At 71.1% G+C, this 7,186-nt stretch carries 8 protein-coding genes and 1 pseudogene; 5 read left to right on the top strand and 4 right to left on the bottom strand.

What is annotated here, in order from left to right:
* The coding region (locus tag VD972_RS10450; RefSeq protein WP_324984704.1) for a GAF domain-containing sensor histidine kinase at positions 1–1,168 on the top strand (1,168 nt) is incomplete at its 5' end.
* Here VD972_RS10450 and VD972_RS10445 read toward each other — a convergent pair.
* Both VD972_RS10445 and VD972_RS10440 read right to left on the bottom strand, forming a co-directional pair.
* Complete coding sequence (locus tag VD972_RS10445; RefSeq protein WP_324984702.1) at positions 1,140–2,324, bottom strand: class I SAM-dependent rRNA methyltransferase; 1,185 nt, start codon at positions 2,322–2,324, stop codon at positions 1,140–1,142. The genes VD972_RS10450 and VD972_RS10445 overlap by 29 nt on opposite strands.
* A 4-nt stretch (positions 2,325–2,328) precedes the next feature.
* Positions 2,329–3,402 carry a metallopeptidase family protein gene (locus tag VD972_RS10440; RefSeq protein ID WP_414654034.1) on the bottom strand — a complete coding sequence of 358 codons (1,074 nt, stop codon included), beginning with the start codon at positions 3,400–3,402 and terminating at the stop codon, positions 2,329–2,331.
* 266 nt (positions 3,403–3,668) lie between these two features.
* Here VD972_RS10440 and VD972_RS10435 point away from each other — a divergent pair, with 266 nt between their 5' ends.
* The gene (locus VD972_RS10435) at positions 3,669–4,256 is read left to right on the top strand and encodes a nucleoside triphosphate pyrophosphatase (protein WP_324984698.1); all 588 of its coding nucleotides are present in this window, start codon (positions 3,669–3,671) and stop codon (positions 4,254–4,256) included.
* A gap of 3 nt (positions 4,257–4,259) precedes the next feature.
* Here the strand turns inward: VD972_RS10435 and VD972_RS10430 are convergent, their stop codons facing one another.
* Entirely contained in the window at positions 4,260–5,216 is a 957-nt protein-coding gene (locus VD972_RS10430) for a DHH family phosphoesterase (RefSeq protein WP_324984696.1), read from the bottom strand.
* A 204-nt stretch (positions 5,217–5,420) separates the two neighbouring features.
* Here VD972_RS10430 and VD972_RS10425 point away from each other — a divergent pair, with 204 nt between their 5' ends.
* A complete protein-coding gene (locus tag VD972_RS10425) occupies positions 5,421–5,687 on the top strand; it encodes a hypothetical protein (RefSeq protein WP_324984694.1) in 267 nt (88 codons plus the stop codon).
* Positions 5,688–5,725: 38 nt separating this feature from the next.
* On the opposite strand, the gene VD972_RS10420 is transcribed toward VD972_RS10425, so the two are convergent.
* A complete protein-coding gene (locus VD972_RS10420) occupies positions 5,726–5,986 on the bottom strand; it encodes a hypothetical protein (RefSeq protein ID WP_324984692.1) in 261 nt (86 codons plus the stop codon).
* Between the two features lie 143 nt (positions 5,987–6,129).
* Between VD972_RS10420 and VD972_RS10415 the strand changes: the two genes are divergently transcribed.
* Complete coding sequence (locus VD972_RS10415) at positions 6,130–6,927, top strand: TatD family hydrolase (protein ID WP_324984688.1); 798 nt, start codon at positions 6,130–6,132, stop codon at positions 6,925–6,927.
* Positions 6,928–6,954: 27 nt separating this feature from the next.
* Positions 6,955–7,186 (top strand): annotated as a pseudogene (locus VD972_RS10410) (tRNA threonylcarbamoyladenosine dehydratase); the annotation flags it as partial.

Here is a 7,186-nt window from a genome sequence, read left to right as displayed (position 1 = left end):
GGAGGACGTGGCGGACATCGTCGCGCACCTCGCGGTGGGCTCCATGGAGGGAGTCGCGGGTTCGCTCCTGCTGCCCGACGAGACGCGCACCCAGCTGGAGATGGTCTCCCACGTGGGCCACACCCACATGCCCCACGTGGTGAAGCGCTTTCAGACGCTGCCTGTCGCCGCGGACAACCCCGCCGCGCGCGCGTTCCGCGAAGGCACGGAGCTCTACTTCGAAGATCTCGAGCCCCTCATCAAAGCGTACCCGGCGCTGCGCGAGGCGGCCTCGGAGGCGGGCTACCGTGCCGCCGCGACGCTGTCCCTCAGGGTGCGTGATGAGGTCCTCGGCGTGCTCTGGGTGCGGTTCGCGACACCCCGAGCGTTCGATGGGGAGGAGCGCAAGCTCATGTCCACCATGGTGGCGCAGTGCGCGCAGGCGCTGGAGCGCTCACGGCTCTACACCCGCGCGCAGCTGGCCGTCGCGCAGCGGGACGAGTTCCTCTCCGTGGCCGCGCATGAGCTCCGCACGCCGCTCGCGGCGATGAAGCTCCAGATCCAGTCCCTGCAGCAGAACCTCGACCGGCCCCGGCAGAACGAGAACGACCAGGCCCGGCTCACCCTCAAGGCCGACTCGGTGGCCCGGCAGGTCCAGCGCCTGGAGCAGCTGGTCACCGATCTGCTGGATCTCTCGCAGCTCACGGCCGGCAAGCTCGCGCTGCGCCTCGAGGAGTTCGACCTCCTGGAGCTCGTCCGCGAGGTCTGCGATCGGATGGCCATCGAGGTCTCCCGCACAGGCAGTACGCTCACGGTGCACGCCGAGGGCTCGCTCCGGGGCGAGTGGGATCGAGCCCGGCTCGACCAGGTGCTCTCCAACCTCTTGAGCAACGCGACCAAGTACGGCGCTGGCAAGCCGATCGTCGTCACCGCGAGGGCTGAGGGCGCCCAGGTGCGCCTGGCCGTGCACGACGAGGGCATTGGCATCCCGCTGGAGGACCAGGTGCGGATCTTCGAGCGCTTCGAGCGCGCGGTGCCTGGGCGCAACTACAGCGGGTTCGGCGTGGGACTGTGGATCTGCAAGCAGATCGTCGAGTCACTGGGGGGCGTGATCCGGGTCCAGAGCCAGCCCGGCCAGGGCTCCACCTTCGAGGTGCTGCTCACAGGGCCCGCACGTAGAGGGCCTTGAGGTACTCCGTCTCCGGCAGGCCGGCGAGCACCGGGTGATCCAGCCCCGCCCCGCGCCGCTCGAGGATCTGCACGGGGCGGCGCGCGTCCTCGGAGGCCGAGATCACCATCGCCTCGAATGCCTCGCGGCTCAGCTTGCCGGAGCAGGAGCAGGTGACGAGCAGCCCCTCGGGCTTGAGGCACTTGAGGGCGCGCAGGTTCAGCTCGTGGTAGGCGCGCAGCGCGGTGGCCAGCCCCTCGCGGCGCTTGGCCAGGCCCGGCGGATCCAGCACCACCGTGTCAAAGCGGCGGCCGGTGTCCGCGAAGCGCCGCAGCACGTCGAAGGCGTTGGCGTTCTCCACCGTCACGTGGGAGCGCCCGTTGCGCGCGGCGTTCTCCCGGGCGCGCTCGGCGGCCTTCGGGTCCTGCTCCACCGCGAGCACCGAGTCACACGTGCGGCTGAGCGCGAGCGCGAACCCCCCATGGTAGCTGAAGAGATCCAGCGCCTCGCCGCGGGCCAGCTCTCCGGCCCGCAGGTGGTTGTCCACCTGGTCCAGGAAGGCGCCCGTCTTCATGTCGCCCAGCAGGTCCACCTCGAAGCGGTTCTCGCCCTCGTGGTAGGTGAAGCGCGCCTCGCCGGAGCCGTGCAGCAGCATCGCCTCGCGCTTCAGGCCCTCGAAGTCCCGGCCGGAGGCGTCATCCCGGCACACCACGTGCGAGGCCCCCGTCCGCTCCACCAGCATGCGCGCGACGAGCTCCTTCCGGGCGTCCATCCCCTCTGAGAGCGTCTGAAGGCTCAGCCCCGCGCCATAGCGGTCCACGAAGAGGCCCGGCAGCAGGTCCGCCTCGCCGTGCACCAGCCGCAGGCCGTCGCGGTGCTTGAGCGGCGCGCGGCGGGCCAGGGCGGCCTCCAGGCGGTGGCGGAAGAAGGCATCGTCCACCGGCTCCTCGGCGGCCGGGCGGCGCGTAAGGAGCCGGATCGCGAGCGGCGAGCGCTGGGCGTAGAAGGCCTGTCCGATGGGGTTGCCCTGGGGATCCACCACGGCCACCACCGCGCCGCGCGTGTCCCCGGCGGGGGGCTCGAGCAGCTCGGTGCGGTAGAGCCAGGGGTTGCCCCGGCGCAGGCTCTTGGCGCCCTTGAGGCTCACACGCGCGGTGGGGAGGGTTCGGGGGGGCATGGGCTCACTCCAGGCCGCGTGCGGCCAGTTCCTCGTCGTCCTCGCCCCGCAGGTGCCCGACCTCATGGAGCAGCGTCACCTGGATCTGCTCCCGCAACTGCTCCGAGGTGCGCACCGCGCGCGCCAGGTTCCGGCGGTAGAGCACCACCGAGCGGCACGGCGTCTCCGTCCCGTCGCACGGCTCGCCCAGCGGCGGGCCCCGGAAGAGCCCCAGGATGGTCGGCGACAGCGGCGGCTGTCCGGAGAGGAGATCGTCATCCGCGGGGATCTCCTCCGCGGTGACGGGGATGCCCTGCAGATCCTTGCGCATGTCCTCGGGCAGCAAGGCCACGGCGTCGGCCACGGCCTTGCGGAAGTCGGCCTCGGTGGGCAGCGGCGGCGGGGCGAAGTCCCCGGGCGCCAGCTCGCGGGCCTTGTCAAAGTGCTGCTGCGCCAGCTTCCACTTGCCCTCGCGCTCGAGCAGCAACCCGAGGTGCTGGTGCGCGTGTGCCCCATGCTCCGGATCGCTCAGGAGGACCGAGAAGGCGCTCTTCGCCTCGGCGAAGCGGCAGAGCTCGAAGAGGGCCAGGCCCCGCTCATAGGCCGCCTCGACGTTGCCGGGCTCTCGCGCGAGCACGATGGCGGCGCGCGTCAGGGCCTCCTGCGCCTGGCCGAGATCATTGAAGGCCATGGCCGAGACGAGGGCGAACTGCACCGCCAGATCGGGATCCAGGCCGGGCTTGGACAGGCCCCGCTCGGAGTAGAGCAGCCCCAGCTCGTCCCGCTCGCGCGAGGAGGGAAGACTCACGGCATACAGGAGCGCAGCGCCCAGCAGCGCACTCGCCGAGTCCGGCTCGAGGGCGAGCGCGCGGGCGAAGGCCATCTGCGCCTCCGACACCCGGTTCAGCGCCGCCAGCGCCATCCCACGCTCGGCGTGGGCCTCGGCCAAGTCCGGCTCCAGGGCGGCGGCCTGCGCGGCGCAGGAGAGCGCCTCCTCGTAGCGCTCCTCGTCGTAATAGCGATGTGCCGCCTCGAGCGGGGAGCTGCCCTCCGCGTGGCAGACAGGGAGCGCGGCGATGCGATGCGGGGGCACGTCCATTGGGTGCAGAGCGGCGGGAGGCTCTGGGGCCACGGTCGCGGGGACAGGTGCGGAAGTGTGCGCAAGCTCTAGGGCAGGCGCCTCCGGAGCAGGCTCCGAGGAGCTCCGCTGGCAGGCACCGAGCAAGAGGAACAGGGCGAGCAGACCGCGCCGCGACATGGAGCCGCAGGCTACGGCATCCCCCCGAGCACGGGAAGAATCGTCACGCCCGCCTGCTCGGTGGTGAAAGCTCCGAGCTCGGCGACTCTGGTCTAGGGTGCGCGTGCATGAGCCCCCTCCTTCTGGCCTCTACTTCGAGCGCCCGCCGGGCCCTGATGGATGGGCTGGGCCTGCCCTACCAGGCCGAGGCCCCCGGCGTGGACGAGGACGTGTCCCCGACGCTCTCGGCGCGAGAGGCTGTCCAGGTGCTCGCGGCGCGCAAGGCCCGCGCCGTCCACGCCCGCCATCCCGAGGCCTGGGTCATCGGCGCGGACCAGCTCGTCGAGGTGGCGGGAGAGGTGCTCTCCAAGCCCGCGGATCGGGACGCCGCGCGGCGGCAGCTCGGCAAGCTGCTCGGGCACACCCACGACATCTGCACGGGGGTGTGTCTGCTGGGCCCAGGGGGGCACATCGCCGAGGCGCTGGAGGTGTCCCGGCTCAGTTTCTACCCCGTGACCGCGCAGGAGCTGGAGCGGTACCTGGACCTGGGCGAGTGGCAGGGGTGCGCGGGGAGCTACCGCATCGAAGGCGCGGGCCAGGCCCTGCTGGCGCGGCTCGAAGGGGACCGGAGCAACGTCCAGGGGCTGCCCATGCTCACGGTGGTGCGCATGCTGCGCGAGGCCGGGTTCTCGTTCTTCGAGCCCCCGGCTCCGTGAGCCTCAGGCTGACAGCTCCGCGAGGATCTCCCGGTAGGCGGCGCGCGCCTTCTCCAGCTCGCCCGGCTTGAAGCTCACCGCTGCCACCACGGGGTGCCCTCCCCCACCGTAGCGCCCGGCGATGGCCGACAGGTCGTGCTTGCGCAGCTCGGGCTTCCAGGGATTCGAGCCCAGCGACACCTTCGCCCGGTTCGGCCCCTGCCCCACCCACAGCGTGTAGCGCGCGTCCGGGTAGAGCGCGTAGGCGATGAACTTGTTCAGGCTGTCCACGCCCTCGTTCGCGAGATCGAAGAACACCACCCCGTTCTCGTAGCGCGCCGTGGCTCGCACCTGCTCGATGTGGCGCTGGTGGCGCTCCAGCAGCGGCCCGAGCGGCTCGGCGATCAGCGGCGAGGCCGCAAGCTGCGACAGCGTCTCCGTCTGCATCCGGTGGATGAGCTGCGGGATGAGATCCGGCGACTTGTTCGCCTCCAGCACCGTCATGATGCGCAGGGCCGGCTCCTCCAGCGCCACCGCCATCTGCGGGCTCGGGAACTGGGCCCCGTCGATGATCTCCGCCCAGTGGATGAGATCCGCCACCGGCGAGGCGTCCCACCCGAAGCGCTCGCGCGCCACGTCCGCCAGGTACTTCGTGCAGCTCTTGCGGTGCGGATCGTGGAACTTGCGACCGCTCGAGTCCGCCCGGAAGTGCGCCTCGTCCCCTGGCTGCTGGAAGGCCGAGGCGTGGTGGTCAAACCACCACGTGAGCCGCGCGTCCTGGCTGTACCGGAAGTCGACGATGGCGTTCTCGTCCCCGGAGAACACCGCCGGATCGATCCCCTCCGCGCCCGGCTTGTGCGACAGCCCCCGGTACGTGAAGGTCGCGTCCGCGCGGACACGCTCCCGGTAGAAGCGGGTGAACACGGCCGCGCTGGCGGCCCCGTCGAAGCAGTTGTCGTGGAAGAGGACCTGGACGTTCATGACGCCTGCATGAAACATCGAATGCCAGAGGTTGGCTTGAACGAAAAGTGTCGACGGACTGAGGCACTGCTGCCGCGTTTTGCGGCGGGGTGTGGAAATCCTCCTCAGCGGTAGCCTTCTCCCCTTGGGGTAAGTGCCTGAATCTACATGAGAGCCCCAACCTGACAGGTCTGGCGCGCCGTTTGCTTGGCTCTAAGAAGCACCATGTCCAAGACGGCGACAGCGAGAAAGGGCAGTCCGGTCCGGCGCCAGGGACGGCGCGTGATGCCTGCGTTGCGGCGAGTCGCCCGGCGCGTGAAGGCCTCCCGAGGGGTACAGTCCGCTCCGTCGAGACCGGGGCCGCTGACCCTGGGAGAGCTCATCGCCGCGGCCTTCGACACGGCCGGGGGTGAGCTGGCCGAGGTGCTGAAGGTGGTCAGCTCGCCGCAGCTCTCCAAGGCGCTCGGCCGCCGCGTCGTCCTGGTGCCCTGAGCGCGCGAGTGGGCCGAGCAGGGGCTGCGTCCGAGGGCCTACGGGCCGTCCGCGCCCGCGTAGAAGGGGATCCGGGTGGGCTCCCCCGCAAGCGCCTTCTTGAAGTCCTCCTCGTGCCCCGGGCTCACGAGGAAGGTGCCGGCGGGCGTCTCCAGACGCACGGGCTCGGTGGCTTCCAGAGTGCGGCCGCCCGGACCGCCTCCCCCTTCCGACTCCTCCAGGGCGCTCATGGCCCGCGGGGACGAGGTGGTGGCACAGCCAGCAAAGACCAGGAAGCAGAGCGCGGCATGAAGCTTCATGGGTGTCCTCCAGAGGAAGTGCCCCGCCCAGGGGAGCGAGGCTCGCCCCTCCTACGTCGATCCTCCGCGCGAGACAAGTCCCCTTGCGGCCCAGAGATGTGGACATAGTCCCCTGACCTGATGGCGCACTTGCCCTCCTGCCGATGATCGACACCCACTGCCACCTCGATACCTCGCGGTTCGATCCGGATCGCCCCGATGTCCTCACCCGTGCGTGGACGGCGGGCCTGGAAGGCATCGTGATCCCCGCGGTGGGCCCTGACACCTGGGAGCCGTTGCTGGAGCTGCCCCGGCGCGACGCGCGAATCCAGGTGGGGCTCGGCATCCACCCGCAGCTGCTCCCGGAGCTCCCGGCGGAGCAGGACGCGGAGCACCTCGAGCGGCTGGACTCGCTGCTGGCCGGGGGTGGAGCCGTGGCGGTGGGCGAGTGCGGACTCGATGGTCCCTCCACCTCGGGCGCGCCGCTGGAGCGACAGGTGCGGGTGCTCCGGGGCCACATGGCGCTCGCGCGCAAGCACGGGCTGCCGGTGCTGATGCACTGCCACCGGCTGCACCCCGCCATGATCGAGTTCCTCAAGGAGGAGCCCTTCCCCGAGGCGGGCCTGCTGATGCACAGCTACAGCGGGGGCGTGGAGCTGGCGCGCTTCTACGTCCAGAAGGGCTGCCACTTCTCCTTCGCGGGCCCTGTCACCTGGGCCGAGGCGCGCAAGCCCTTGGATGCGCTGCGCGCCATTCCCGCGGATCGGCTGATGGCGGAGACGGACTCGCCGGACCAGGCGCCGACGCCCTACCGGGGGCAGCGCTCGGAGCCCGGCTACCTGCCCCGCATCATCGAGGGTATGGCCCACGTGCGGGGGGAACCTGTCGAGGTGCTCGCTCAGCGGACGACCGCCAATGCCCGCCGCTTCTTCCGGGAAGCGTTCCCCCCATCTTCGCGGTAGGCAAGCGTCGCGTTATAGAGGGATTCCATGGACACGCAGCAGCCCGCCCCCACCGCCTCCGACTCCTCCCCTGCCTCCGCTCCGACGGCACCGGGTGCCGGTACGAACTCGCTCGCCCGGCCCTTCAAGCTCTCGCGGCGGTTCGACCGGACCGGACGCCTGCTGGGGGACTCGGCGATGGAGCGGCTGGCAGGCGCGCGCGTCATCGTGTTTGGCCTGGGCGGGGTGGGCAGCTATGCGGCCGAGGGGCTGGTGCGCA

The organism is Hyalangium sp. (genome assembly GCF_035629615.1).
In the GTDB taxonomy this organism is placed as follows: domain Bacteria; phylum Myxococcota; class Myxococcia; order Myxococcales; family Myxococcaceae; genus Hyalangium.
Note: the sequence above shows the minus strand (reverse complement) of the source record. Positions and strands in the feature narration are given on the sequence as shown.